Source organism: Streptomyces sp. CLV115 (assembly GCF_038448545.1).
GTDB lineage: Bacteria > Actinomycetota > Actinomycetes > Streptomycetales > Streptomycetaceae > Streptomyces > Streptomyces sanglieri.
Window position 1 is genome coordinate 32,595 of the sequence record NZ_JBCEWQ010000038.1, and the last position, 26,780, is coordinate 59,374.

18 protein-coding genes and 3 pseudogenes are annotated in these 26,780 nt (G+C 72.1%); 8 read left to right on the forward strand and 13 right to left on the reverse strand.

Going from position 1 to position 26,780, the window contains the following annotated elements; genetic code table 11:
- Positions 1-191: 191 nt before the first annotated feature.
- The 5 genes from AADR41_RS15945 to AADR41_RS15965 form a co-directional block, all read right to left on the reverse strand.
- Positions 192-2,063 (reverse strand): hypothetical protein, encoded by a 1,872-nt coding sequence (locus tag AADR41_RS15945; RefSeq protein ID WP_342282047.1) that lies wholly within the window; start codon positions 2,061-2,063, stop codon positions 192-194.
- Complete coding sequence (locus AADR41_RS15950) at positions 2,060-5,794, reverse strand: vWA domain-containing protein (protein WP_342282048.1); 3,735 nt, start codon at positions 5,792-5,794, stop codon at positions 2,060-2,062. The genes AADR41_RS15945 and AADR41_RS15950 overlap by 4 nt, the downstream gene beginning before the upstream one ends.
- A complete protein-coding gene (locus AADR41_RS15955) occupies positions 5,791-6,945 on the reverse strand; it encodes an ATP-binding protein (protein ID WP_342282049.1) in 1,155 nt (384 codons plus the stop codon). Before AADR41_RS15955 ends, AADR41_RS15950 begins: the two co-directional genes overlap by 4 nt.
- A gap of 136 nt (positions 6,946-7,081) precedes the next feature.
- On the reverse strand, positions 7,082-12,001 hold the full coding sequence (locus AADR41_RS15960) for a DNA-binding protein (protein ID WP_342282050.1): 4,920 nt from the start codon (positions 11,999-12,001) through the stop codon (positions 7,082-7,084).
- Positions 11,998-12,864, reverse strand: a complete 867-nt coding sequence (locus AADR41_RS15965; RefSeq protein WP_342282051.1) for a DUF4132 domain-containing protein — start codon at positions 12,862-12,864, stop codon at positions 11,998-12,000. Before AADR41_RS15965 ends, AADR41_RS15960 begins: the two co-directional genes overlap by 4 nt.
- A gap of 474 nt (positions 12,865-13,338) precedes the next feature.
- Between AADR41_RS15965 and AADR41_RS15970 the strand changes: the two genes are divergently transcribed.
- Entirely contained in the window at positions 13,339-13,818 is a 480-nt protein-coding gene (locus AADR41_RS15970) for a hypothetical protein (protein ID WP_342282052.1), read from the forward strand.
- A gap of 68 nt (positions 13,819-13,886) precedes the next feature.
- Positions 13,887-14,495 carry a vitamin K epoxide reductase family protein gene (locus AADR41_RS15975; RefSeq protein WP_342282053.1) on the forward strand — a complete coding sequence of 203 codons (609 nt, stop codon included), beginning with the start codon at positions 13,887-13,889 and terminating at the stop codon, positions 14,493-14,495.
- Here the strand turns inward: AADR41_RS15975 and AADR41_RS15980 are convergent.
- Entirely contained in the window at positions 14,446-15,780 is a 1,335-nt protein-coding gene (locus AADR41_RS15980; protein WP_342282054.1) for a globin domain-containing protein, read from the reverse strand. The two genes, AADR41_RS15975 and AADR41_RS15980, sit on opposite strands and share 50 nt — an antisense overlap.
- 241 nt (positions 15,781-16,021) lie before the next feature.
- Between AADR41_RS15980 and AADR41_RS15985 the strand changes: the two genes are divergently transcribed.
- Positions 16,022-16,783: a response regulator transcription factor gene (locus AADR41_RS15985; RefSeq protein ID WP_446751054.1), complete on the forward strand. Its 762-nt coding sequence runs from the start codon at positions 16,022-16,024 to the stop codon at positions 16,781-16,783.
- A gap of 27 nt (positions 16,784-16,810) precedes the next feature.
- Here AADR41_RS15985 and AADR41_RS15990 read toward each other — a convergent pair whose 3' ends face one another.
- From AADR41_RS15990 to AADR41_RS16010, 4 genes and pseudogenes are all read right to left on the reverse strand, one after another.
- Complete coding sequence (locus AADR41_RS15990; protein ID WP_342282055.1) at positions 16,811-18,502, reverse strand: sensor histidine kinase; 1,692 nt, start codon at positions 18,500-18,502, stop codon at positions 16,811-16,813.
- 860 nt (positions 18,503-19,362) lie between these two features.
- Complete coding sequence (locus AADR41_RS15995) at positions 19,363-20,013, reverse strand: hypothetical protein (protein WP_342282056.1); 651 nt, start codon at positions 20,011-20,013, stop codon at positions 19,363-19,365.
- Positions 20,014-20,158: 145 nt separating this feature from the next.
- Positions 20,159-20,458: a hypothetical protein gene (locus AADR41_RS16005; RefSeq protein WP_342282057.1), complete on the reverse strand. Its 300-nt coding sequence runs from the start codon at positions 20,456-20,458 to the stop codon at positions 20,159-20,161.
- Between the two features lie 262 nt (positions 20,459-20,720).
- A pseudogene (locus tag AADR41_RS16010) lies at positions 20,721-21,259 on the reverse strand (IS5 family transposase); the annotation flags it as partial.
- 161 nt (positions 21,260-21,420) lie between these two features.
- On the opposite strand from AADR41_RS16010, the gene AADR41_RS16015 reads away from it, so the two are divergent.
- Both AADR41_RS16015 and AADR41_RS16020 read left to right on the forward strand, forming a co-directional pair.
- Positions 21,421-22,182, forward strand: a complete 762-nt coding sequence (locus AADR41_RS16015; protein ID WP_342282058.1) for a maleylpyruvate isomerase family mycothiol-dependent enzyme — start codon at positions 21,421-21,423, stop codon at positions 22,180-22,182.
- Between the two features lie 57 nt (positions 22,183-22,239).
- Positions 22,240-22,515 (forward strand): annotated as a pseudogene (locus AADR41_RS16020) (IS5/IS1182 family transposase); the annotation flags it as partial.
- A 126-nt stretch (positions 22,516-22,641) separates the two neighbouring features.
- Here the strand turns inward: AADR41_RS16020 and AADR41_RS16025 are convergent.
- Positions 22,642-23,046: a type II toxin-antitoxin system PemK/MazF family toxin gene (locus tag AADR41_RS16025; RefSeq protein WP_342282059.1), complete on the reverse strand. Its 405-nt coding sequence runs from the start codon at positions 23,044-23,046 to the stop codon at positions 22,642-22,644.
- A gap of 109 nt (positions 23,047-23,155) precedes the next feature.
- Here AADR41_RS16025 and AADR41_RS16030 point away from each other — a divergent pair, with 109 nt between their 5' ends.
- Both AADR41_RS16030 and AADR41_RS16035 read left to right on the forward strand, forming a co-directional pair.
- Entirely contained in the window at positions 23,156-24,076 is a 921-nt protein-coding gene (locus tag AADR41_RS16030; RefSeq protein ID WP_446751055.1) for an IS701 family transposase, read from the forward strand.
- A 231-nt stretch (positions 24,077-24,307) separates the two neighbouring features.
- Positions 24,308-25,186 carry a hypothetical protein gene (locus AADR41_RS16035; RefSeq protein ID WP_342282060.1) on the forward strand — a complete coding sequence of 293 codons (879 nt, stop codon included), beginning with the start codon at positions 24,308-24,310 and terminating at the stop codon, positions 25,184-25,186.
- Between the two features lie 73 nt (positions 25,187-25,259).
- Here AADR41_RS16035 and AADR41_RS16040 read toward each other — a convergent pair.
- A pseudogene (locus AADR41_RS16040) lies at positions 25,260-25,526 on the reverse strand (IS5/IS1182 family transposase); the annotation flags it as partial.
- Between the two features lie 275 nt (positions 25,527-25,801).
- Complete coding sequence (locus tag AADR41_RS16045; RefSeq protein WP_342282061.1) at positions 25,802-26,383, reverse strand: TetR/AcrR family transcriptional regulator; 582 nt, start codon at positions 26,381-26,383, stop codon at positions 25,802-25,804.
- Between the two features lie 30 nt (positions 26,384-26,413).
- Between AADR41_RS16045 and AADR41_RS16050 the strand changes: the two genes are divergently transcribed.
- The coding region (locus tag AADR41_RS16050; RefSeq protein ID WP_342282062.1) for a hypothetical protein at positions 26,414-26,780 on the forward strand (367 nt) is incomplete at its 3' end.

The window sequence follows — 26,780 nt, forward strand, 5'->3', positions numbered from 1 at the left end:
GTGGCGCCACCCCTCGACGCGTCCAGGGTGCCGAACACGGGTAGCAGAGACCGGCGGTTCGGGAGCGGCTCGGTGGAAGAGTCCGCAGACAGGCCGCCACCCGTGGCGGTACGGAGCGCCAGAAGAACTGGGGTCCGGGGCCGCCTGAGCCCACCGGGCGGCCCAGGCGGCCCGGTGGGCTCAGTGGTGGGTCACGACCAGGACGCGGCCACCAGCGAGCGTTCCGCAGCGGCCAGGTGCACGGCCGAGGCGAGCCAGGCCCTCGCGTAGGCGTCGGCCGAGGGGTCGGTCAGGCGGCCGAAGGTGTCGCGGGGGCGGCGGCCCGCCTCCGTTGTCAGGGCCTGTGCGAGGAGGGCCGCTACGCCGAGTTCCGCCCGGGTCAGGCGGGCGGAGAGCGAGGCCGCGTCCGTCCCGCGGCCCGCCTCGGCCACGGCACGGCGACCGCCCGCGACGCCCGTCTCCAGCAGGCGACGGACACGCCACAGCGGTGCCTCCGCCAGCGGGTCGGGGCCTGCGGTGACCGGCCCGCAGGCCGCGGGTCCTGCCGTCTCGCGGGGGAAGTGCTCGCCCTGGAGCCGGTCGTAGCCCAGGTCGGCACGGCCCTTCCACGCGTCCGGCAGCCGCAGCGTGGCGGACACTCCCGGCACCGGCCCGACCGCCAGCGGCCGGAGTGTCGCCGCCCGGTCCAGGTCGGGACGGCCGAGCACCCGCAGGGCGAGCCCGGGGTGTTCGGCGATCCGGCGCAGGTTGGCGGCGTGCGGCAACTCCGGGTGGGGGTGTGCGGGGCGGAGCCGCAGCAGCGGTCCCTCACCGGCGACGCGGACGACGGCAGAGTCGCCGGCCGCACCGATCACCTCGACGTCGCAGCCCAGCAGACTCGGCGCTGTCCTGCCGGGCGCGCCCGCTCCGGGCGCGCCGTCGGCGAGCACAGCGGCCATCGCCTCCCGCACCGGTCGGGCGAAGAGGGCGGCGGCAGGTTCCTCGGACCAGTCCACCCCGCGCATCGGTGTCGCGCCGACCCCCCGCCCCGCCCCGAGCCGTCCGTCCGCGGAGACGGTCGCGCCGACGATCCGCAGACCTCCGCGTGCCAGCCCGGCGTGGTCGAGGACGGCACCGCCGAGCGCCACGGACGCGGACCCCGCGCCCTTCACACGGGCGAGGCCGCCGGGGCGCACGTCGGACACCGTGTAACCGGCGCCGTCCGAACCGACCAGGTGCGTGGTCACTCCGCCGTACCCCGTCGCGGAGAGCACCGGCTCCCGGCACAGGCCGTACACCCGCAGGCTGCCGCCCTGTTCGTAGACCCGGCGCGCGGAGCCGGCCGCCTCCGTGTCGGCCGCCCCGGAGGCGAGGAGGGCGGCGCCGGCCAGCAGCTCACGGAAGGCTCCGGTGAGGTCGGCGAGACTCTGTCCCTGGCTCCGCTCCCGCGCGGCCCTCAGGCTCCGTACAACTCGCAGCGCAGCGGCTTCGGCCCGCGGCAGCCCGGCCAGCCGCGCGGTGTGGGCGGCGCGGAGCAGCTCGGCCTGCACCACGGCGCCGCCCGCCGTGACACCGGCGGACAGGGCTTCGGCGGCGGCGTCCCACAGCGCCGTGGCGGCCTGGACCTGCGCCTCGGTGAGGGCGGCCGGCTCGACCACCGTGGCCGCAACGTCGGTGGCGGGGGTGTGGGGTGCGGGCTCCTCGGGGCCCGCACCCGTGTCGGAGGTTGTGCCCGGGCCTGCGGCCCCACCCGTACCTGAGTCGTCCTCACCGCCCACGTCGTCCTCCCCGTCGGCGATGGGCGCCGCACCCAGGGCCGCGGCCCGGTGCAGGCAGCGCGGGGCCAACAGGCAGGTGCACACGGCCTGTGCCGGGTTCGTGACCGTGCCGGACGGGCCCGGGCGCAGTGTGACCGTGGCGTCCTCGCCGAAGTGGACCTCGACCGTCCCGACGGCCGTGGCGGAGGCCTGGCCGGCGCAGCCAGAGATCGCCGCGTCGAGTTTCTTGCGCAGCCGTGCGCTGAGCTGCTCCACGGCATCGGCGAGGACGTCGGGGGCGACGGGCGGCAGGAGTTCGGTGCTCAACGGGGTTCTCCACGGAGGCGGTCGCCCACCCAGCGGGCGAGTTCGAGCGGGCTGAGAGCGGCCACCGGCATACCGGCCGCGACGAGTTGGCGCGCCACGGACACCGAGTAGCGCGGTGTGCCGGTGTCGTCGAGTGCCGCGCAGCCCAGCAGGTGGGCGCCGCAGGACGCCAGGGCACGCACCTCGCCCAGCAGCCCGCCGAGCGGTGCGCCCTCCTCGAAGTCGCTGACCACGACGACCAGCGTGCGGCTCGGCACTGTGATCAGCGAACGCGCGTGCGCGAGACCGGCCGCGATGTGCGTACCGCCGCCGACCCTGACTTCCAGCAGCAGCGACAGCGGATCCTCGACCCGGTCGGTCAGGTCGATCACCTGCGTGGAGAAGGCCAGGAAGTGCGTGGACAAGGTCGGAACCCCGCCGAGGACCGCGGCCGTCAGCGCCGACCAGATCACCGATGCCTCCATCGAGCCGGAGACGTCGACGACGAGGACCAGGCGCCAGTCCGCCTCCTTGCTCGCCCTCGTGGTGAACAGCGGGCGCTCCGGTACGACGACGAGCCGACCGTCCTCGGTCCGCCGGGTGTGGGCGAGATTGGCCCGCAGGGTACGGGCGAGGTCGAGGCGCCCGCCGGGCCGTCGCGTCGGGCGCGGGGTGGCCAGACCGGTGAGCGCCGGGCGCAGGCGGGTGGCCAGCTCCCGGGACAGCTCGTCGACGAGCCGCTTCACCAGCGGACGCAGCCGGGCGAGTTGGGCCTCGGGCATGCCTCCCGCCAGGGACAGCACCGAACCGAGCAGTTCCACCGACGGGCGCACCGACGCCGGATCGAGCTGCGCGAGCACGTCGGTGCGGCCCGCGTCGGCGGCCTCCGCGAGGACCTCCTCGCGTACGTCGGTGCCGAAGAGGGCCTCCAGTTCCTGTGCCCACTCCCGCGCGGTGGGGAAGGACGGGTCCTGACCGCCGCCTTGACCCGGTGCGCCGCCGGCCAGGTCCTGGGCGCCTTCGCCGCGCCCGCGGCCGTAGAGCTCGTCCAGGGCGTGGGCGTAGCGGCGTGCGTCGTGGGTGAGCCGTTCCTTGTGGCGGCCGAGCAGCAGCCGCCAGCGGTCGGCACGGCCGAGCCGTCGGTCCGCGGCGGCGCTGTCCGCTGCGGGTGGGGGTACGGGGCGGGGAATGCCGGCCGAGCCCGGGTCCGTTCCTGAGTCGGTGTCCGCGGCCGGCAGGCCCAGGGCCTTCAGCGCTGCCGATCCGGCCGCGTCGGCCGCCGCCCACAGGGCGAGCAGCTCCGGCGGGGCGTCGAGTGACAGGTCGAGCCGGTCGCCGAGCCGCTCCGTCACGGTGATGAGCAGCCTGTCGCGCGCGGCCGGGGTCAGCGTGTCGAAGCCGCCGCGCAGGGCCGGGAGCCGGTCGAGGAAGTCCTGGTCGGTCAGCGAGTCGATCCGGTCCATGAGTGCGACGAGCGCGTCCGGCGACGCCTGGAGCAGGGGCCCGGCGGCTGTGAGCAGCCCGGCAAGACGCTTCGCCAGCGCCCGGCGCGTGTCCGGAGCCGTGGCCCCGTCGATCCAGCCGGCCGTACGCTCGCCGAGTGCGGCCGCGTCGTCCAGGTCGAGCAGCACGCGTACGGCCAGGGCCGCGCCCTGGATGAGCGGGGAGCCCTCGGCCGCCAGCTCGGCGAGCGCCCGGTCCAGTCGCAGGCCCAGATGACGGGAGGCCGTCCGGTCCGCCAGTGCCACCAGCGCCCCGGCGTCGGCTCCGCTGTCGCTCCCGGCGAGGCCGGGCAGTGCCCGGACCGCGGCGTCGAGGAGTTCCTCCGTGAGGGCGCCGGCCGTCGTGCGGGCGTCCTGCACGGTGTCGGGGTAGTGGCCGCGCCGCAGCCCCTCCAACAGGTCCAGGGCCTGGAGGAGCTCGGGCAGGTCGGCGCTGTCGGGCAGCACGACGGAGGCCTCGTGCAGGCGTGCGTCGACCAGTTCGGGCAGGCCGCAGCGCGCGGCGGCGGTCAGCCCGGTGAGGATCTGGGCGGGGGTTGGGCCGCCCTCGGCGGCCTCGTGGCGCGCGGTCGCGGCGAGCGTACCGGCGGCGGCCTGGGCCGCGGTCACCCCGCGCACGCCCGCGAGGTCGAGGCGTGCGGGCACGGACGGCGTCCACGTCAGACGCCACCTGGTGCCGAGCGCGGTGCCGTCGCCCGTGCCCGCCACGTCCAGCGGTTCGCCGTACGAGGCGCCGATCACCAGCAGCCGCTGGAGCAGCACTTCGCGGCGGCCGTCCAGCGGTGAGCGGAGCGGGTCGAGGCGCAGGTCGCGGCGGTCGGGGTCGTCCGGTCGGGGCAGCCGCAGTTCCGCGAGTTCGGTCTCGACCGAGGGGCCGAGACCGGACCGGGGCGCGTGCGGGCTGATCCGGCCGCGTGCGGTGCCGACGAACACGGCCTCCAGCGCGCGGGCCAGGGCCCGGCCCCGGCCGAGCGGTTCGCCCTGGCCGAGGACAGTGGTGACGGCCTCCAGGAGTTCGCCGCGTCCGGGCGCGGGCAGTCCGCGCAGGGCGGCCAGGTCGCAGGCCAGGCGCAGCGTCTCGGCGCCTTCGCCGGTCCCCGCGGTGTGACCGTTGCGGCGCATTTCGCGGCACAGGCCGGTCACCGCGTCGGCAGCCGCCTCCCGGATCCGTTCCGGATCGCCGGCGGCGGTGAGCACCGCCTGCTGCCACAACGGGTCGCGGATTCCAGCCGGGTAGCCGGACCGGGAGTCGAGCAGGTCGAAGGAGTACGGCACGAGCGAGGTCACCGACGAGCCGTCGGTCGCTTCGGCGCCCTCTCCCCCGGCCCTGCCTGCCGCCCAATCCGCTGCCGTGTCCGTATCGGACCCCCACGTGCGGGGCCCCGCCCCGCGTGGGGCGGCCTCGGACGGAACGGCCGCCCGCTCCGCAGCGCCGAAAACGTCCGCTGTCCCGGCCCCGGCCTCCGCGTTCGTGGACGTGAGAAGCGCGGGTGCGTGGAAGGCGCCGATCACGGCTGCCACCCGGCGCCCGTCGGCCGAGGCAGAGGCGATCACCTGCCGCATCCGTTCCTCCCGCGCCAGGTCGGCGACGGGTACGGCAGCGTCGGCGCGCAGGGCCCAGCCCACGCCCAGTGCGGCTCGGCGCACCGCGTCCGGGGCGCACCCCGGAGCCAGCACCTCCACCGCGCGGTCCCACAAGTCGTCGCCGTCCCGTCCGGTCCCGGCGGCGGCGAGCGCCTCGGCGTACGAGCGCCGCACCCGCGACGTCCCGTCGCCGGGAGCAGGGTCGGGGCCGGCGTCGAGCGCACCCGTGGCTCCCGGGGGCGCACCGGCCTCCGGGCGTACCGCCTCACTCCCGTCATGCTCGCGCACCGGTCCGAGTGCCCCCGACGACCAGCGCGGGTCGCCGAGGGGAAGGTCGCAGCACACGACCTCCATCCCGCGGCTCCTGGCCCAGCGGACCGCGGCGAGCTCCGGTGAGAAGTCCGCGAACGGGTAGAACGAGAGCCGTCCTCCCCCGCCCGCTCCGGCCAGGGCGACCGGGGCGACGGTTTCGGGGTCCGCCAGGTGCTCCAGCCAGGGCTGGAAGTCGCTCGGCAGCTCGACGCAGACCACCTCGGCCCGCGCCTCTTCCAGCAGGGCGGGTACCACGGCGGCCAGCGCCGGACTGTGGTGGCGCACTCCCAGCAGGAACGGCTCACGCGACGCGGCCAGTGCGTCCACGGCCGTCCGTGGATCGACGGTCGTCAACGCAGGCTCCCGCGCAGGTCCCAGAGCCGGCGCCACATCGCCGAGCCGTTCTCGGCGCGGCGGCGCACCGGGCCGTCCCAGTAGCCCAGCAGCCGTGCGTGGTCGGCGGGGTCGTCCTTGCGGACCACACCGAGCAGATGGCCCGGCAGCAGATCGAGCACGTCCGCGGGGGGCAGGTAGGCGGCCGCGACCCCCAGCGACGCCGCCACCTGGACGGCCTCGGCGGTGGACATGACCGTTCCCGGCCGCTCCACGTCCCAGCCCTCGCCGGAGCGGCCGGAGCGCAGGTCGCGGAAGACGGTGACGAGGGCGTCGAGGACGGCGTCATCGACGGCGAAGGCCGCGCCCGCCCGCTGTACGGCGGCGACGGCCTGGCGGCGTATCAGGACCGCCTCGGCGTCGGCGTCGGCGATCGGGTCGACGGTCTCGAAGTTGAATCGGCGCTTCAGCGCGGCCGACATCTCGGAGACGCCCCGGTCGCGCAGGTTGGCGGTGGCGATGACGGTGAAGCCGGGGGCGGCGCGGACGACCGCGTCCTCGGTGGAGGTCAGCTCGGGTACGGTGATCCGCCGGTCCGACAGGATGGAGACGAGGGCGTCCTGGACCTCGGGCAGACAGCGGGTGATCTCCTCGACCCGCACCACCCGGCCGGCCCGCATGGCGGCGAGGACCGGGGAGTCCACCAGGGCCTGCGGGGTGGGGCCCTGGGCGAGCAGCAGGGCGTAGTTCCATCCGTAGCGGAACGCGTCCTCGGTGGTGCCCGCCGTGCCCTGCACCGTAAGGGCGCTGGTCCCGCTGACAGCGGCCGCGAGCAGCTCCGACAGCATCGACTTGGCAGTGCCGGGCTCGCCGGTGAGCAGCAGCCCGCGCTCTCCGGCGAGGGTGACCACACAGCGTTCGACCAGCGCGCGCTCGCCGACGAACTTCGGGGCGATCACCAGCTTCGACGGCAGACCGGCGCGACGTCCTGGCAAGGCCAGCTCCACGCCGTCGCTGCCGCAGACGAACGTGACCACCGCGCGAGGAGTGAGCGCCCAGCCGGGCGGCCGCGGCCCGGGGTCCTGGGCGGCGAGGAAGGCGAGTTCGACGGCGTGGCGCTCCTCGGCCGGCTGGCCCTGCCGGACGGGTGCGGTCTGTTCGGTGGCGGTCATGCGGGTTTCCTTCGTCATGGTTCGACAGGTGTTCCTACGGGTCGGGGACCGGCGCGGCGCACCCGGAGGGGCGCGCCGCGCCGTGCTGACGACGGGCGGCCGGTCAGCGGCGGCTCAGGTGCCGTTCGGCGGCGCCTCAGCGGCGGCGCCTGGTACGCCGCACCTTCAGCTCCTCGAAGCGCGGGAGGTCGCCGTCGAGGATCCGCTGCCAGGCCCGGGCGAACAGCTCCGCGGCCGGTTCGGTCGGCACCAGGGCGCCCAGCACCGGCCGGCCGCCCGTGGCCACCCCGTACATCGGCAGCTTCCACTGCTCGACGGGCAGGACGGGCGCCGACTGCTCCGCCCAGGCGCCCGGCAGGACCAGCGAGCGTCCCGCCCGGGCCCGTACGCCCGACACCACCAGGTCGGTCTCGGCCAGTTCGGCCCGCGCCGCCTTGAGACGAGCCGGCTTCCACCCCGTCCATCGCGCGGTGTTGCGGTCCGTCGGGTCGGGCATGGCCAGCAGCATCAGGTACAGCGTCGCCGCGTCGGCGGTCAGACCGTGCGCCTCGGCGACCTCGGCCACCCGCTCGGGCACCGAACGGGACGGATCCTGCGGCCACCACAGGCCCTCGTCGTCCGCCGCGCCCGCCACGGGCACCCCCGGGTCGGCCAGCAGCCGTGCGAACGCCGGGTCGTACGCCCACCGCAGGGCCGTCTCGACCCCGGTCGGCTGCTGATCGGCGCCGCGCAGTGCCACCAGGTACGGGTCGGAGCCGGTGGAATCCAGCAGGGCGGGCCGTACGGCCGGCTGCGGCCGGTCGTCCTGCGTAGCCATGAGCACCGCACCGTACCGCTCGTGGTCCGGTGCCGTCTCCGTCGGGGCGCCGGCCACCTTCCGGAAGTCCGCGAGACTCGTGTAGTGCCCGGCGCAGAGCAGCAGTTCGGGCGCCGCGAGACGCTGCCGCACGGCGGTCAGCGCACTCGGCAGCGCCGCCCGTACCGGGTCGCCGGCGGGCAGCCGGTGGGCCAGCCAGGCCATCAGGCTCATCGAGCCGACCAGCACCGCCGAGGTGAACGGCGCATCGGCGGGGGACGCCGTCGCCGGGTGATCGCCCTCGATGTGCCACGGGACGTCGACGCCGAGCTCCGGCGACGACGCCGGTTCGAGCAGTGCCGGGAGCGCCCGGTGCACGGGCCAGCCGCTGCCCGCGGCGCGCGCGGCCTCCGCCGCCAGCCAGTCGGGCACCTGCCGGCGCCGTCCCACCTTCTCGTTCCACACGACGGCCGCCGACGCCACGTCCGGGCCCTCGCTCCACAGCCGGGCCGGGTCGTCGGGCAGGAGCGCCGCGAGCACCGCCCGGCGTACCTCGACCGGAAGCGCGCGCAACTCGTCACGGGCGTGTCCCGCCTCGGCCACCTTCAGCCCGAGCGTCTTGCGCAGCTCGGTCGGCAGAAAGTTGTTCTCCCAGCTGTCCACGTCGGGCATGCCCACGAGAACGATCCGGGCCAGCGCCCGGGACACACCGGTGAGTCGGCTGAACTCGTCGGCGGCCTCCGGCAGGAAGGGCACCGCCTCACGGGACTGCGCCTCCCCGAGGAAGCCGGTCAGCCAGTCGGCACGGCGCACCCGGTCGCCCACCGGCGCGTCACCGCTCACGGTGTAGGGGCCGGGCACCTCGGCACAGCCGCTCGGATCGTGGAGCAGCGCGCCGAACTCCCACCCGTCGTCGACACCGGAGTTGTGCTCGGTGATGCCGAGCAGAGCACCGCCGCCCAGCGGCAGCACACTGCGGTGCGTGACGTTGCGCCGCTGGCCGTCCGGCGTGTGCAGGTGAGGCGTCGACAGGCGGACCAGGACCCGGCGCCAGTGACCGGCCGAGGCCGCCGTCGAGGCCAGCCCCAGCGCGTCCACCCGGCCGAGGACTTCGAGCAGGGCCGCCCGGTGTGCCGGTTCGCTGCCGGGCGCGACGGCCCGGTAGGCGATCGCGGCCGGCTCGTCGAGAAGCGAGACGAACGGCAGTCCCGAGTAGGGCAGCGACGGGAGATCGAAGTGCAGCCGGCCCGGCAGCGCCGTGGCGGCGGTGTCCGCGCGCACGGACGCCAGAGTCTCCAGATATCGGAAGGTCACGTCGGTGTCCGCGCCGTAGCGGTAGTAGCCGGTGTTGACGATGCCGTGCAGCGCCTTGGCGAGCACGTGGTCGCTCGGTCCCTGCACCCGGGCCGCCGTGGGCTCGGCTGCGGGGTCGAGCCGGGCCGCCACGGCGTCCAGGGCCTTCTGCTGCCGCACCGCGAAGCGCAGCACCTTCACCACGCCGGCGACCAGCTCGGGTGCCGAGACCTGCGGCAGCGCGGCGCTCACCAACTCGGGCAGGTCCGCCACCCGCTCCGCGAGCACAGCCGCCTTCAGCAGGACGCCGGCCCGCTCCGCGTCGGCGTCCCGCAGCGCCGCCGACCCCTGCGGATCTCGCGCGCGCAGCATGTGCAGGTACGGCAGCGGCGGCAGGGCCTGAGCCGCGGTCCCGTACAGCTCGTTGCGGTGGTCGCACTCGGCCGACATCGTGACCGTGCCCTCCGGGTCGTTCAGCAACAGCTCACGCCACTGCTGGGTCAGCGCCCGCGGTCGGTCGTCGCCGGGGAATGTCAGCGCACCGACCGGCCTGTCGGCACCACTCGGAAGGGTGACGACCCGTCCGGTGGTGTCCTCGCCGTGGTGGCTGCCGTCGGACAGCCGCACGACACGCCAGCCGAGGAGTCCGTCCGCCGACGTCCCCTGGGCCGAACCCGCCACCGCCGGGGCGGGCCGCAGCCGGCACGAGCCGGCCGCCAACTCGGCCCCCGGGGCGTGCCGCAGCAGCGCGTCGGCGAGGAAGCCGGGCTGCGAGCGCCGGCCGTACGCACCGCCCGCGGGGTCGTATTCGAGCCAGCCGCCCTTGTCCTCCCCGTCCCTGTCCTGCCACACCCAGTACGACGTGCCGTCGGACAGCAGCGCGCGCTCCGCGGGCAGCTTCGTGTCGCCGCTGTGGAGGACCCCGCCGCCGGTGGTGCGGCCGCCGCCGGGCAGCTGCAGGCTGATGTGGTCCGAACGCATGGCCCAGGAGCCGGCGCCGGTGGCGGCGAGAGCGAACACCGTGTCGGGCGCGGTGTGCCAGTAGCCTTGCGGCTCGCCGCGACCGTATGTGTTCCAGAACACCAGCAACGCACCGTCCACGTAGTGGAAGCCCGTGCGCCACACGGACGTGGTGGGGAGCCTCAGGTCGTGCACGAGAACGGTGGAGTCGGCGTCGATGACGCGCACCTGTGCCGCGTTGGCCACGATCAGATACGGCCAGGCCTCGACGACCGTCAGTCCTTCGGTGGTGTGGTGGCCCGGTGCCAGCTCCGTGAGTGCCTCCTCCCACGCCGGCCAGCGCAGCTCCTCCCACAGACCGCCTCGTAGCGTGCGCGCCAGGGCCTCGCCGAGATCGGCACCGGCTGCGGCCGCGACCTCCTGCGGCGCGAGCGCGAGAGCCTCGGGGGGCAGCCACGAAAGCCGCTCGATCGCCTGCGGAAGTCCGGGCAGCCCGGCCGCCACCGACGAGGCGGCCACCTCACGCATCCACTCGGTGAGCATCGGGCGGCCGCCGGGCGAGGCGGCCAGCCGCCGCATCACGTCCGCACCGGAGGACGCGCTGTTGTAGCTGTTCGCCCCGCGCCCGAAGGCGGGCCGGAAGCGAGGGTCGGCCGCCAGCGCGACCAGGTCCCGCGGCTCCTCGCCGCGGGCCCAGTCGGACAGGCTCAGGGCGTTGCCCTGCCGGTGGTGGGCGGACTTCTCCTCGGGGTCGGCGACCGCGATCTCCAGCGAGAGCAGGAGGTCCAGCAGGTTCACGTCCTCGACACCGATCCGCAGGAACCGCTCACCCTCGGGCCGCGCCGCCAGGTCGGCACGCAGCCGGCCGGCCGCCCGCTCGACCAGCTCCAGCAGAGCGGGTGGCGTCGGGCGCGGCCCCCAACCGCGGTGCCGAGCGTGGTGGAAGCGCTCCAGCCAGCCCGCCGCGCCGTCGGAGCACTGCTCCTCCTGCGGCAGGCCGGCGTCCGCGAGACCGGCGTCGGCCCCCGACTCCGCCATGATTCCCAGCCACAGCTCGGTCATCTCCCCGTTGTCCCCGGGCGGGGTCATCGACAGCAGCGTGCCCCGCACGGACGGATCGCGGCGGGCCAGTGCGACCAGCGCGCCACGGTGCGACTTCCACCAACCGGCGGCGGCGCGCAAGGTGGCCGGCAGCGGAAGGAGCTCGGCGAGGTAGTCCTGCTCCGCCTCGTTGCCGGACAGGGCCGCGGCGCGGGCGAGCCGCTTCAGCTCCACCGCGGCCTGGGCGGACGGCGCGAGACCGCCGGCGGTCCGGCGCACGCACAGCCGCCGGAACCGCTCGTACGCCTCGACGGGCGCGAGCCGGGCCGACAGGTCCTTGCCGTACCCGGTCAGTACCTTCACCGGCAGCGCGCCGGCCAGGGCGAACTCCAGGAACAGGGCGTCGAGCCGGTCCTCGTCGACCGTCAGCCCGTACTGCGCCTCGCTCGTGCGGGCACGGCCGAACAACTGGCCGGCGTACGTGCTGTTCTCGACGCCGAGGAAGATCCGCGCGGCCTGCTCGTAGAAGACGGGCAGGAAGTGGGGGACGGCCGCGGCGAGCCGCCCGGCCAGCTCGTGGCAGGCGTCCAGGGCGGCCTTGGGCTTGGTCCTGGCCTGCCGGGCCAGCCGGTCCAGCTCCGGCACGACCGCCAGGGCGTGGTGCCCGTCCTCGGGGTGGTGCACCAGCACCCACTCGGGGAAGCCGAGTTCCTGGCGCCGGCCGAGACCGACCACGGCCGGCTCGCCCTGCGGCTCAAGTCCGAGGAAGCCGGCGGCGAGATCCTCGGCGGGGCCCAGTTCGGCCGCGGCCAGCCGCACGACGACCCGGTCCTCGCCGAGCACCGCGTGGCGATAGGCGCGCGCGGTCAGCTCGACCGCCGAGGGCCCCGCACCCCGCGCGTCGGCCGGGAGGACCGCGCCCGCCGCGAGCAGTTCCCTGTTGTCGTTCTCAATCGTCCCGGTCACGCGTCCCCACCCTCTTCGATCGTGCGGCCGGCGTACAGCGCAGCGGCCATGCGCATCCCCTCGGACCAGACCACCGGCCCGACCTCGGTCAGCCGCACCGCGCGGCCGTCCTCGTCGTGCCAACTCAGTCCACCGGTCTCCGACTCCCCGTCCCAGTACGGCTCGCCGATCCACACCGACGCCTCCGTGCTGCGGCCCCCGTCGCGCACCTTGCACGTGGCGTAGCCACCGGACACCCGGTAGCCGAGGCCTGTGGCGCGCGCCGCGAGGCCGAACCGCGAGGCGAACTTCCCGCCCGCGTAGTCCCGTATCTCCGTCGCCGTCTCCGGGCGCCCGGCATCCGGACCGTCCGGCCTGGTCCAGGTCGCCCGGTGGATCTGCTCCACCTTCTGAGTGATGCCGAGATCGGCCGCGAAGTCCCGTACGTCGTCCAGGTCCGGCAGGAGCACGGGGTGGGGAAGCGTCACCGTGCGCGGCGACAGCCGCACGGTCTCACCGTCGAGGTCGACCACCTTGAGCTCCCCGTCCCCGGTGACGTCCCGCAGGAAGCCGACCTCGTCCGGGTCGTCGCCCACAACGGCCATGTCGCGCAGCGCCGCCTGCCACGCCCCGTCCGGCCACACCCGCGCGATCAGCTCGGTCGGAACCGGAAGCGACGACACCATCCAGGCATCCACCTGAGTCACGCACGAGGCCGCGTGCCGGTCCAGCCACTCGGCCAGCTGCCTCAGCCGGTCTACCTCGGGGCTGTCGCGCAACGCCTTCGGCAGCGTCTTCAACTGCCGCCCCCCTACCCGCCGTGCGACCACACGCCCGTCCTCAAGGGTGATCTCGTACCCCTCACCCGCTGCCAGCCACGCCATCAGCCGTGCCCCTCCGCCTGTCCATCAGATGCCAGCGCAGCCGGAACCAAGGGCCACGAAGCCCCTGAACTGCGATATGAGGGGAGCGTAGCGAGGGCCACTGACAACGCGGATCGGTCCGCGGTGTCCTCCCGACGGCCCGGCGGGCGTCTTGGTGCCGGCGGGGACGGCCGGCGGCGCCGACGACGGCGGGAGGCAGTGCGGCCGACGGAACGTCAGCAGTGCGCCGGCCGGATGCGATCAGGACGTCGGCCGAGTGGTGCTTCCGTACGGCGGGCCGGCTTTCGCGGCACACCTCCATGTCGGCGGCCGGGACGAAGACGATGCGGACCTCATGCCGGTCCGGGGCGCTCGGGAGTTCTGCCTCGACGGTGACCGCGCCCCACCAGGGCCGATCGGCCCTAGCGGGGCATGGCCTCCGATGGGTTCACTGCGATGCATCGCATGCCGCGGGCGCGCGAGGAGGGAAACATCGTGATCGCAGTCGTCGGGCACAGGGACCTCGGCAACAGAACCCTGGAGTTGGTGGAAGCCGAACTGAGGGGGCGGCTGGACCGCTTGGCGGAAGGTGCCGCCGCCCTGGTACGGGCCGGGGCGGGGCTGCCGTTGGTGTTCGGACGGGCCGCCCGGGAGGCCGGGCGGAAGCTGACGGTGCTGTTGCCGGCCCAGGGCGCGGTCCCCGCCGTGCTGCCCGAGCGGGACCGTTCGGCCGCGGGCGAATTGCTGGTGCTGGCCGAGCACGTACGGCTGCTGCCTTTCGATCCGGCGGACCGCAACGCGTGTGTCGGCGCCGACGAACGGCTGGTGGCGACCTGCCGGACCGTGCTCGCCGTGTGGGACGGATCGCCGTCGGACGGCCGGGACGCCACCGCGCATCTGGTCGCCTTCGCGCGTGCACGAGGAATCCGGGTGGAGGTCGTCTGGCCGGACGGTTCTGTGCGGGGGCGGGCATGAGACTTCCGGAGCGCGGCACGGGGAGGGTGGCGGACGGCCCCGAGGCCGGCGAGCGGTAATGCGCCGGTGTGTCCGCGACGGGCGACGAACGGGAGTGCGCCGGGGCGAGGCGGGGGTTCGGGTGGCTGCTGGTCGTCACCGCCGCGCTCGGGCTGCTCGGCTCGTTCGTCATCACGATCGACAAGTTCGCGCTGCTCGCCGACCCCGGCTTCGTGCCCGCCTGCTCGCTGAGCCCCGTGGTGTCCTGCACCAGTGTGATGCGCAGCGAGCAGGCGTCGGCGTTCGGCTTTCCCAACCCGCTCATCGGGCTGGTCGCCTTCGGGACGGTGCTGGGTACCGGCGCGGGCCTGCTCGCGGGTGCGCGCTACCGGCGCTGGTACTGGCTGGGGCTGAACCTCGGCACGCTGTTCGGTGCCGGCTTCTGCATGTGGCTGATGACCCAGGCGTTGTTCGAGATCGGCGCGCTCTGTCTGTGGTGCGTGCTCGTGTGGGTGGCCACCGTCGTCATGTTCTGGCACACCACGGTGCACAATCTGCGCCACGGCGTCCTGCCCGCGCCGCGCGCCCTGGTCGCGGCGGTGCTGGAGTTCCCCCTCGTGGTGCCGGTGACCTGGTGTCTGGCCATCGTCATGCTGATAGCAATCCGGTTCTGGTCGTACTGGCAGACATTTCTGTGACCGCGACCACGCCGGTGGCGTCATGACGGATCTGCTCGGCCGGTACTCCTGCGGCGGCCAGCCGAGCGGCAAGGGCCTGCGCCCGCCCGGTCGTCGTGGCGGCCTCGGGGGCCAGGGCCAGACAGGCGTGCTGACGGGCGGCGGCCCCGGGCTGCGGAGGCAGGATCCCGTTCAGGGCCCGCAGGCCGGCATCCGCGAATCGGGGGTGCGCCGTGTCGGCCGCGATGACGGTCAGCCAGGGGCGCTCGCGCCGGAACGCTTCCAGATACGCCGCGTCGTACATCTCCCCGGCCGTCGCCGTCTCCCCTGCGGGATCCAGCAGCAGCCGTACCCGGCGTGCGCGGGCGCGCTCGTCGTCGATCCGCTGGAGCAGCGCCTTCATCGGGGCCCAGCCCGTACCGGAGGCGATCAGCAGGAGGTCCGCGTCCGGAAGGTGGTCCGGCAGGGCCAGTGCGCCGCGCGGGGCGCTGAGCCGGACGGTGCAGCCCTCCCGCGTACCGTGCACCAGAGCATCGCTCACCCCGCCTGCGCCCCGGGCCCTCACGTGGAACTCCAGTTCACCGTCCGGATGCGGAGCACGGGCCAGGTAGTACGGACGCCAGGCCTGCTCCAGCAGCGGCGACTCCAGGGACGCGTACTGTCCGGCCTCGAAGGCGTACGGCTGGTGGGGCCGTACCCGCAGTACCGCGAGATCGGGGGTGCGCAGTTCGTGCGAGGTCACCGTCGCGTCCCAGCTCGGTGGTTCGGCGATCGCCTCGTCCGCTCCTCTGACCATCGCCGAGACGGCCAGCCGCAGCATCCGCAGCCAGGCCTGCTCCAGCTCGTGGGTCCACCGGGCGCCGGCGCGCACACGCAGCGCCTCGATCAGCGCCGCCTCGAAGGCCTCGAAGTGCGCGGGGCGCACACCGAGCTTGCGGTGATCGCGCCCCAACTGCTCGAAGACGCCGATCATTTCGCCCGTCTGGTGCAGATTGCCGATCAGATAGCGGAAGATCCCGGCGAGATGGGCCTGCTGGAAGGCCATCGACTCGGGGAACAGCGACCGCAGATACGGGTGCCGCTCGAACAGGATCCGGTACAGCTCGGCGATCAGCTGCTCCAGCGGGTTCACCAGGGGCAGCGAGTCTCCGATCAGCAGCTGGTCGGCCGTTCCGTCGTACGCCTGCGGGGCCTCTGCGCTCCACTCCCCGGCACGGCTGCCGGACGGGGCCAGGATGCGTCGCCGGAGCCGCATCGCGTCATGCCGTGCGAGCAGTGCGTGGTAGTCCTCGCTCGGGGTGTTCATGGGCCGTTTGCTCCTCGTTGCAGCACAGTGGGGTGGCCGGGAAGGAAGATGTCCGTAGCGCCCGGACGATCTTGGCGGCGTCAGTATGGCACCGCGCCCCACCCGCTGACCGGCCCCTGGCCACAGGGCCTTTCGGCCCTGTTCAGGCACCGTTTTCCATGCTGTCGCACCCCGGCGGAAGCAGCTCCGCGGACGGGCACATACTGTTTGCGCCCCTCTCCCCGAACCGATCGAGCATGTGGTGAATGAGTTCGCGAACACCCCACCGAGCACGACCCCGACGAGTCCGGAATCGCCCCGGTCCGCGACCCCCGTACGCGTCTTCATCCTCGACGACCACGAGGTCGTCCGGCGTGGCGTACGCGATCTGCTGGAGGCCGAGGACGACATCGAGGTCGTCGGCGAGGCGTCCGACGCCCGGGAGGCGCTGGCCCGGGTACCGGCCAGCAGACCGCAGGTCGCCGTGCTGGACGTACGCCTCGGTGACGACCGGGGCGGTGATCGCGCCGGCATCGAGGTGTGCCGCGAACTACGCGCGCTGATGCCCGAACTCGCCTGCCTGATGCTGACATCGTTCGACGACGACGAGGCGCTCTTCGACGCCATCATGGCGGGCGCCGCAGGGTACGTGCTCAAGCAGATCAACGGAGCCGATCTGATCACCGCCGTACGGAGGGTCGCGTCGGGCACCTCGATGCTCGATCCGCGGACGACCGCCCGTGTGATGGAGCGACTGCGGGGCGGTGAGCGGCCCCCGGACCAGGCGTCGGAGGGATCGGAACTGGACGGACTCACGCCCAGGGAACGGCAGATCCTCGATCTCATCGGCGAGGGACTCACCAACCGCGAGATCGCGGAACGCCTGTTCCTCGCCGAGAAGACCGTCAAGAACCGCATCTCCTCGATCCTCGCCAAGCTGGGCGTGGGCCGCCGGATCCAGGCCGCGATGCTCGTCGGCCGGGTCAAGGACCGCCAGGGGCAGCCCCGGGCGCCGATGGGCTGACGGGTACGGGGAGGCCGGTCCCGGGCATCAGTCGTGGAGCGGGGCGCGCCAGATGATCCGGGTGCCACCGTCCGACGGCCGTTCGACGGCCAGTGTGCCGCCGCACAGTTCCGCCCGCGTACGCATGTTGGTCAGCCCTCCGGGGCGCTCGGCTGCGGTCCCTGTTCCGGTCGTGGTCGTGGTCGTGGTCGTGGTCGTGACACCGTCCCGGATCCCGATGCCGTTGTCGGTGACGGTCAGGGTCACCGCGTCGTCGGCCGACAGCACGATGCCGATACGCGTGGCACGGGCATGGCGGGAGGCGTTGGACACCGCCTCGGCGGCGACCGCCACCACATGTTCGGCCACCTCGTCCGGCACCGTGGTGTCCACCGGCCCGTCGATCTGCAGGGAAGGCCGGAAACCGAGGGCTTGGGCCGCCGTGCGAGCGGTCTCCGCCATACGGTGCCGCAGCCCGCCGCGGCCAGGACCGTCCACCGTCCGCAGATCGAAGATGGTGGACCGGATGATCCGGATCGTGGTGTCCAGATCGTCCACCGCGCGGCTGACCCGCTCGGCCGCGTCCGGCCGGTCCGCGATGGCACGCGTGGTGCTCTGCAGGGTCATCCCGGTCGCGAAGAGACGCTGGATCGCCAGATCGTGCAGATCGCGGGCGATCCGGTCCCGGTCGTGCATGACGGCGAGTTCCTCGGACTCGGCCCGTCTGTGGGCCAGTTCCAGAGCGATGGCAGCCTGGTCGGCGAAGCCCGAGACGAGCGCGACCTCGGTGTCGTCGAACGGCGGGCGGCCTGCCGGCCGCCCCAGGCGCAGGGCACCCCTGGTCTCCGCATCGACCCGCAGAGGCACCGTCACCACCGGGCCCAGGCCGTCCTCTGCACCGTCGTCGAACGGATGGGCCCGAGGATCGGTACGCACATCGGCGCTGTGCACCGGGGTTCCGGTACGGGCGGCGAGTCCGGCCAGTGAACCCCGCGCGGGCAGGGACAGCCCCGTGACGCGCTCGGAGTCCCTGCCGTGCGCGACGGCAACGGTCAGACGTGCCTGGGCTTGGGCGGCCTCCGAGGCCCAGGAGCGGGGCGTGGGGGGTTCCGGCAGCAGGATCGCGGCCCGGTCGGCCCCGGCCACTTCCATCGCCCGCTCGGCAATCAGATGCAGCACCTCGTCGGCGTCCGTTCCCGAGAGCAGGGTGCGGGTGATCTCGCCCAGCGCCTCCAGTCTCCGCTCCCGGCGACGGCTCTCGTCGTACATGCGGGCGTTGTCGATGGCGACCCCGGCCGCGATCGACAGGGTGGTCAGCACCGCCTCGTCGTCGGCGTCGAAACTCACCCCGCCCCGCTTCTCGGTGAGATAGAGGTTGCCGAACACCTCGTCCCGCACTCGCACCGGCACGCCGAGGAAGGTACGCATCGGGGGATGGTGGGGCGGAAATCCGAAGCTGCGCGGATGGTCGCTGAGATCGGTGAGCCGCAGCGGTTCCGGGTGCCGGATCAGCTCACCGAGGATGCCGTGTCCGCACGGTGTCTGGCCGATCGCAGCGGCGAGCTGCTCCGATATGCCGACCGGCAGGAACTCCAGCAGTTTCTCTCCGTCCCCGACGATGCCAAGTGCCCCGTACTCCGCGTCGGTCAGGGTCACCGCGGCCTTCACGATCCCGCGGAGCACCTCGGGCAGTTCCAGGCCCCGCCCCAGGCTCATCACAGCGTCCAGCAGACTGCGCATCCTGTCCGGCCGACTGGGCTGGGGCCAGGCCGCCGGGCCGGCACAGAGGGAGTCGGGCAAAGCCCTGGGGGCTGTCTCTGTCATCGGGCGTCGCTCTCAGGTTCCGTGTGCCGTATACCGGGAATCGCTCACCGGATCACCGCAGGTCTGGGACCGGTCCACGGACGGTCAGCCTACGGCAGCCGCGGGACGGTTCCGGCCGTGCGCCGCCGTCCCGGTGGGGCCGGTCGGCTCCCCTGCACCCCGGCAATCAGGGCCGGTCGGCCCGACGGAACGTACCCCGTCGGTCCCTGGAGGACTTCGAAGGGCGCGGCCAGCATGGTGGGGCCGGGAAGGTCCGGTCCCGTCCCCCCGTGATTCGCCGGACCTTCCCGACCGCTCACCGCCGCCCGTACGGCCGGGCGAGGTGGTGCTCGGATCCCCGACTGGCTGAACTGGCACAACTACCACCGCCCACACACCTGAATCGGCGGTCAGCCCCCCACCGGCCGCGTCACCAACCTGTTCGGACAACACAGACACGGGATGCGGGAGATCATCAACACAAGCCTGCACCAAGGCAGTTCCGGCTGTATCGACGTCGAGACCGTCGGACGCAACCCCACGGACAAGGGCACCGGCTTCGTCCCACGGGCCAACCGGTGGATCGTGGAGCAGACGCTCGGCATAGCCAAGCTGTTCCGGCGGCTCGTGCGGGACTACGAGCCCACGCCGGCATCCTCCGAGCCCCGGGTGCGCCGGGCATCCCTACCGAGACCGAACCGGGCCGGTTGGCCCAGCGCTGCCCGTAGCCGCCCTCCGCTCCGAACCACCCGTCCATCACGGCCGCCGCATTCGTCATCCTGCTTACGACGTGATCGCTAGTGACCCGTCGTGCGGAGCCACCGCATCGTTGTGACGAGCTCTTCACCGAAGTCCTCGCAAAGCGCGAGCAACTCGCGACCGGTGGACGAGTCCAGCAGCCCTGCAGAATCGGGGAGAGCCCGGAGAACACCATGGCAGGCGGACTCGACAGCGAAATTTCGTGACCCGAAATAGCCCCCGCTCGCCCGGCCCTCCAGGTCGGCGAGGTACTGGCGGTGGGCTTCCTCCGAGGGGTGGGAGCAGAACGATCCCTCGACGAGGTCGTCGAGGTAGTTCGCCAGGCCGGCCGAGGATTCGACCACTCGCTCCGCTTCGTCCACGCCAGGCCCATCCAGCAACTCTCCGAAAGCCAGCAGGCTGCTGATGGTCTCCAGTTGGAAGAGCGGAACCGTGCCCGGGTCCACTTCAGACGTGAACAGCGGGGCAGTGCACAGCTCGGCGACTGCTCGCCGGTATGCGCGATCCGTCTGATCACCAGCAGGTGATGCCGCCAGTCGGAACAGCGACTCCAGCACAGCCTGGTCGACGCCCCACTCCGCATCGAGCTCGAATGCGAGTGCCGGCGCACGCCACCGCCACAGGGCCAGGGCGGCAGCCTGACGCCGCCGGGCGGGCTCCAGGTCCACCAACCGCTCGATCTGCACCACGTCCTTCAACCGGTCCCGAGTCGGGCACGCCTTCGCCCGCATGAAGACTTGGAAGGCCCTCCGAGAACGCCCCCGAAAAGGCGACGACCTTCACCACGCCATGCCGGGCATCGCCCAACTGCACAGTCTTGCTCCAACCCGGTGGCTATGAGGTCGACCCACCTCCGCCATGCCCGGAGTCAGCCGACTTCGGAGGTCTCTGATGCCCGCACTCCAGTCGGCCGCCGGTGGCGTCAAACACCACGTACTCCAGGACAATCCTGGTCGGGTCCCCGTCTTCGTAGGGCCACACTGTGATGCCTCCGTCCCAGACGACGGTGGAGAACCAGACATCGATCCCCTCGATGTCAGGCGCAACCGTGAACACCTCTCCTGACTTCAGCCAGTAGTCCTCACCGTACGGCTCGATGAAGAGGCAGAGATCGCCGTCACCAGCATTCTCCACAGGCAACGTGCTGCGCCCCACTCGTCCCCCAAGATCGCAACCTGTGATCCGCTCCACAGTGTCCGTCCACCTTATTACTGAGGCTTGAAGCCGCCCCAGCCCTGCAAGCCCGTCGCGGAACATCCCTTGGCGGAGCCGACACAATGCCCGGACTCGCCTGTAGGTGGTCACACAGCAGGCCGGCTTCAGCAAACGCCTCGTGAATGTCGTCGCCGATCTCCCGGCGGATTCGTCACCGTGTCGGCAGCCATGGATCCAGGCGTTCGTAGCCTCGGTCGGCGAACAGCTGCCGCGGCCGGTGACGGGGCGACCGGTCACTCCGCGGATCCGCGGGATCGCCTCGGGCAGGGGCAGCAGCTGGGTGATGTCGTGGCGGTTGCCACCGGTCAGGGTGATGGCGATCGGGGTGCCGCCTGCGTCGGTGATGACGTGATGATTCGAGCCGGGCCGGGCACGGTCGACCGGGCTCGGCCCGGTCTTGGGCCGCCCTGACGGGCCTGGTGGTGGGAGCCGTCGATCACCGTCCGGGACCAGTCCGGCTTCCCGGAACGGCGCGGCTCGGTCAGCAGCACCTGGTGCAGCCGGTCCCACACCCCGGCCTCGTGCCGGTCCCGGCACGTCGTCCCGGACCCGAAGCCGAGCTCCTGCGGCAGCCAATCCCACTGGATCCCGGTGTGCAGCGAACAGGACGCACTGCAGGCAACCACGGTTGTCCGGTGGCAGCCGACCGGGATGGCGCGGACGCCACTGCCTGACCGGCAGCAACGGCTCGATCCGCCCCCACAGGCCATCCAGCACCATCTGCGGAGGACCGTTCCCCTTCCCCCGTGACTCGTTGCAACGAAGCGGCCAGGAAGGGGATATGGCTCAGCTCAGGCTTTCCGTCAGGTGCTCCGACGCCCGTAGCTGACAGTCTGGAAAATAGGGTGCAGTCGGCTGAGCCGGGGTGATAGGCAGGCGATGTGACAGAGAGTCTTGAGTATTCCGCCCTGCTGCAACTGATCGACGAGCGGTCGGCCGCGTTCCGGAGTGCGGTTGCCGCCGCGCCCGGCCTCGACGCGCCGGTGCCGTCCTGCCCCGAGTGGACGTTGTTCGATCTGGTGCAGCACCTGGGTACGGGGCAGCGTTGGTGGGCCGCGATCGTCACCGCGGGCCCGGCCGAGACTCCGCCGGCCAAGGATGCCGGGGAGGTGCCGCGCGAGCTCGAAGCGCTGCTGGCCTGGTATGCCGAGTCCAACGAGCTGCTGCTGAGTGCGCTGCGCGACGCCGGCCCGGAGCGCGAGTGCTGGACGTGGTGGAGCGCCGGCGTGTCCCCGGCGAATGCCTGGGGCGTTGCCCGGCGCCGGGTGCACGAGCTGCTGGTGCACACCTACGACGCCCAGCTCGCCGCAGGCGCCGTGCAGCCGATGCCGGCGGACGTCGCGATCGACGGCGTGGCCGAGTTTCTCGACACCTGCAACTCCACCCCGGCGGCCTGGCCGCACGAGGCCGCCACCATCCACTACCACGCCACCGAGGGCCGCTCCTGGCTCCTCGCGCTGGACGGCACCGGTGCCTGGCCCGCACCCCTCACGAACGACGCCACGCCCGCCTCCGCTTCGGCCACGGGCACGGCCGAGCAGCTGCTCCTCTTCGTCTGGGGCCGCCTCACGCTGAGCGACCTGAAAGTCGAGGGCGACCAGCAGGTGTTCGAGCAGCTGATCGCCTGGGAGCCCGAGGAGTAGCCAGTCGATTCGCCGGCGGACGGCCTCGATGACGTCCGCGTCGGTGAACATCACGAACCCGGCAAGCTTCACACGGACAAGGCATACGACGTCCCCGACCTGCGGAAATGGCTGCACGGAAAACGTATCGGCGCCCGCATCGCCCGCCAAGGAATCGAGTCCGGCGAACGGCTCGGACGCCGCAGCCGGGTCATCGAACGAACCATGTCACGGCTGACCGACTACCGCCGACTCAACCACCGCTACGAACGCCACCCCCGCAACTACCTGACCTTCCCCGCCCTCGCTGCCGCACTCTGCCGCTACAAACGACTCCTCCGACTCACCACATAGGACACCGTCTTAGACTCCAGCCGTAGATCGTGATCTCGATGGTGAGGGGCGCTGAGGCGGCAGGTGGCCAGCGTCGACCATCTGGCCGATATCGCCACGCCGTCGCGGGCGTCGGCTCCTTCTCGTCTACCCGAGTTCACCGAGACGGAGGGCATCCCTTGTCTCGCTGAGCTTCGCGGTTGTCGCTGGGGTCCGCTCCTGCGCTTGTTCAGCGAGTCGGAGGGCGTCGTCAATCTCGCTGAGCTTCGCGGAGGACAGGACGGCCGCCCGCTCTATCAGGTCATCCCGGGACACAGTGGTCAGCCATGTGCACGGGGTGAAGCCTGGGCGCGGGAACGCGAGCCGCAGCACGCCTTCGAATGGCAGTCCTTCACCGGCGCCCACCATCACTTCGATGCCCAGACCGCTGATGTCGACGCCCGCCGGAGCGACGACCTGCATCACCCGGATCCCCGACGTGTCGTCTCCCGACAGGAGGACGACCAATCTCCGCTCGTCGAACTGGACCCACCAGACTTCGCCGCGTTGCACAAGTCCTCCAGACACAGGACGGCAGGCAGACGCTGAGCGAACCTGACGCGCTGTTGAGACGGGAACGGCCATCGTTGATCACTGGTGTGTGAAGACTGAAGATCACGCGGTGGCCGCAGGTCTCAGCGTAGACCCTGCCCACTGGCAGGAGGAGTTCGAGGGCCTGACGATCCGGATGGCGGGACGGTTCACGCGGGTCGAATCGCGGCGCCGGGCCCGGAAGTTGGTACTCGGCCTGCTGTCGGATCTGCCGCGCAAGAACTGCTGGACCATCGCGGAGTGGGCCGGGGACAGGCCCCTGGACGGCATGCAGCACCTGCTCGGGCGGGCCACGTGGGACGCCGACCAGGTCCGCGACGACATGGGGGACTACGTGGTGGAGCACTTGCACGACGACGAGGCGGTGCTGGTGGCCGACGAGACCGGCGACGTGAAGAAGGGCACCGACACTGCCGGTGCCCAGCGCCAGTACACCGGCACCGCGGGCAGGATCGAGAACGCCCAGGTCGCTGTCTACCTGGTCTACGCAGGCCACCGCGGGCACACGGCGGTAGACCAGGAACTGTACGTTCCGCGTTCCTGGACCTCCGACCCCGACCGCTGCCGGGCCGTCGGCCTCGGTGACAAGACGGAGTTCGCGACCAAGCCGGAGCCGGCCGCTCGCGCGGTCACCCGATTCCTGGACGCCGGCCACCGGGCCGCATGGGTCGCGGGAGACGAAGTCCATGGCGGCAACCCGAGGCTGCGCACCGCGCTGGAGGAACGCGGCACCGGCTACATCCTCGCGGTGGCCTGCTCACACGAAGTCATCACAGGAACCGGGAAGTTCCGCGCGAACGAACACGACCGTCATCCCTCACCCGACGAGCTGATCCCGCTCACCTGCAACGAAATCCAACAACTGTTCATCACGCCCGTCGTCCAACGCGTCTTTGCCCCTGTCCACCGGCTCGGCCGGTCCGTCTGGCGGCGCCGTCACCAGGCCCGATCCCAGACCAGCCACTACCGGCGACAAGCCGCTCAAGCGTGAAGATCGCGATCTACCGCTGGAGTATTGGAAGGCGCCTGCAGGGGCCGCTCGCCCGGTTGAGCTATTTCGCCGTCGATGCGGGAAGCTTCGCAGCCCTCATGCTCCGCCAATGAGGTGGAACGCAGTCATAGCCACATGTGTATATGAGGCTCTCTGTTCCGCCGGTGCCGTACTTTTCAGAACCGTGCCTTAGGGCACAGAAAACCCACCCCCACAAGCTGAAGGGAAATCATGTCTGTTCGCACGTCGATCAGGCGCGTCGCTCAGGTCGCCGGCATGGGCCTCGCCATCACCGTCGGTGCGTCTGCCTTCCCAGCGACCGCGCAGCCGACCTCGTTCGTCGCCTGCAACGAGGGCGCCCTGTCAACGGCCATCGCACTGGCCAACGCGGCACCGTCCGCCACGCTGTCGCTCGAACCCGGCTGCGTGTACAACCTCACGACGCGGCTACCGGACGTGACCGGGAATATCACGATCAATGCGAATGGCGACACCATCACCCGCGACAACGGGGCATCTGCCTTTCGCATTCTCACGGTCTCAGGGCGGCTCACCCTGAACAACGCGACCATCTCCAACGGGAACGCAGCCGGGGAAAGTCAGAATTTCGGCGGCGGCATCGGCGTGATCAATTCGGGTTCCCTTTCTGTGAACCGGAGCAGCATCGTCAACAACAGGGCTGACTTCTCCGGCGGGATCGGTGGTCTTTCAAGCACGACGATCACAGTCGATCGCACCACCATCGCGGGCAATGAGGTGACACAGAGGGGTGGTGGCTTCATCGCTGACGGCGTCGGGACCATCACCAGCAGTCGAATCATCGGAAACAGCGCCGGAAATCAGGGGGGCGGCATCGCCAACGCAGGCGGTCAGTTGACGGTCCGGGACAGCAACGTCAACGACAACGTGGCGGGTGATGGTGGTGGGATCGTCAATCTCAGTGGCACCGTCAACCTGTTCCGCACCAACGTCAACAGCAACGAGGCCACAGACGGAGTAGGCGCCGGCGGCATTCTCAGGACCGGCGGCACAGTCATTCTCAACAGCAGCCGCGTCCGCGGCAACGTGCCGACGAATTGCGCGGGCACGGTACCCGGCTGCACTGGTTGAAGCAATGCCGCGCCGGAGTCTCCCGGCTTCTGGCGCGGCACCGTCTCGCAGGGGTGGACATTCAGACGGTGTCCTATGTGGTGAGTCGGGGGAGTCGTTTGCAGCAGCAGAGTGCGGCGGCGAGGGCGGGGAAGGTCAGGTAGTTGCGGGGGTGGCGTTCGTAGCGGTGGTTGAGTCGGCGGTAGCCGGTCAGCCGCGACATGGTTCGTTCGATGACCCGGCTGCGGCGTCCGAGCCGTTCGCCGGACTCGATTCCCTGGCGGGCGATGCGGGCGCCGATACGTTTTCCGTGCAGCCATCTCCGCAGGTCGGGGACGTGGTGCGCCCTGTCCGCGTGGAGGACGCAGTCAAGTCGGGCATCCTTGGCAAGGACCGGATCTTGAGGGAAACCGGCCCCTGAACCCCGCAAGGGGCGATCCTTCTCCCCCATTGCTGAGCAACGTGGCCCTCTTCGTCCTGGACGAGCACATCGCCAGCGGCCCAGTAGGCCCATCGAGCATTCAAGCACCTTCAATGAGCGCCGGAAGCGGCGCGGCTACGGCGCCCGTCCAACGGACCGGGATGCGAGGCAGGGGGCCTCACCCGCGTCCTCTGTCGTGGCGTCGACGCTGGTGTTCAGCCCTCCGGAAAGAACCGCCCGATGGCCGGTCGCAGCCGGACGGTTTCGAAGTCGTCGATGGGCAGCGCGAGTTGCTCCAGGAGCAGACCGTTGATGAGGGTCAGCAGATCCGCAGCGTCGGTTTCGGGGTCCGCGGATCCGGCCCCGCGCAGTTCGCGGGCGAAGGCCGCCCGCTGCGCGACTCCCCATTCGTTGAGGCTGGCCTGCAGCTGGCCTCGGCGAGCGACTTCCAGGAAGAACTCGTACCGGGCAATGCCGGAGTCCCGGTCATGGGCCAGGGATCCGGTCACGTACTGCACGATGCGGGTGATCCGTTGCGGGACATCGGCGTCCGGCAACTCGTGGAACAGTGCGCGCACCTCCTCGACCTGCTGGTTGGCCAATCGCCGCAGGGCTTCGTCGAGCAACTGGTCGAGGGTGCCGAAGTAGTAACGGGCGATGCCGTGGGTGGTACCCGCCTCCGCGGCGATGGCCCGGTGCGTCAAGGCGCGAGCGCCTTCCCGCGCCAGCAATCGGGTCGCGGCGTCCAGGAGAGCTTCGCGGCGAGCGGCCCCTCGGGCCATCTGCGGCTCGCGCATGGGGCTTGTCACAGAGTTCATCGTACCGGCGTGGGCCGCGAATGTTTTTCTTCAAATGGAGAAAACCTGCGCTACGGTGTGCCCGCCGGGCACCACCGTCAGCCACGGAGGGAAGCTTCGACCAGCACGATCATCACAGGCGGGCGGGTACGCACACTCGATCCGAGCGCGCCCGAGGCCGATGCACTGGTGTTGTCCGGTGTGGGGACCTCAGCAGTCCTGGGCCGCGGCTTCACCACCGACGGTGCGATCATCGCCGAGCCCACCGGCGCCGAACGGCCGTTGATTGTCATGCCGGCCACTCCCAGCGTGCTGATCACGCGCATCGCGGTGACAGGGCGCAGCGCGCACGCGTCGGCAGTGTGGCGTGCCGGGGGGCAGTGGTGGGGGGCAGTGG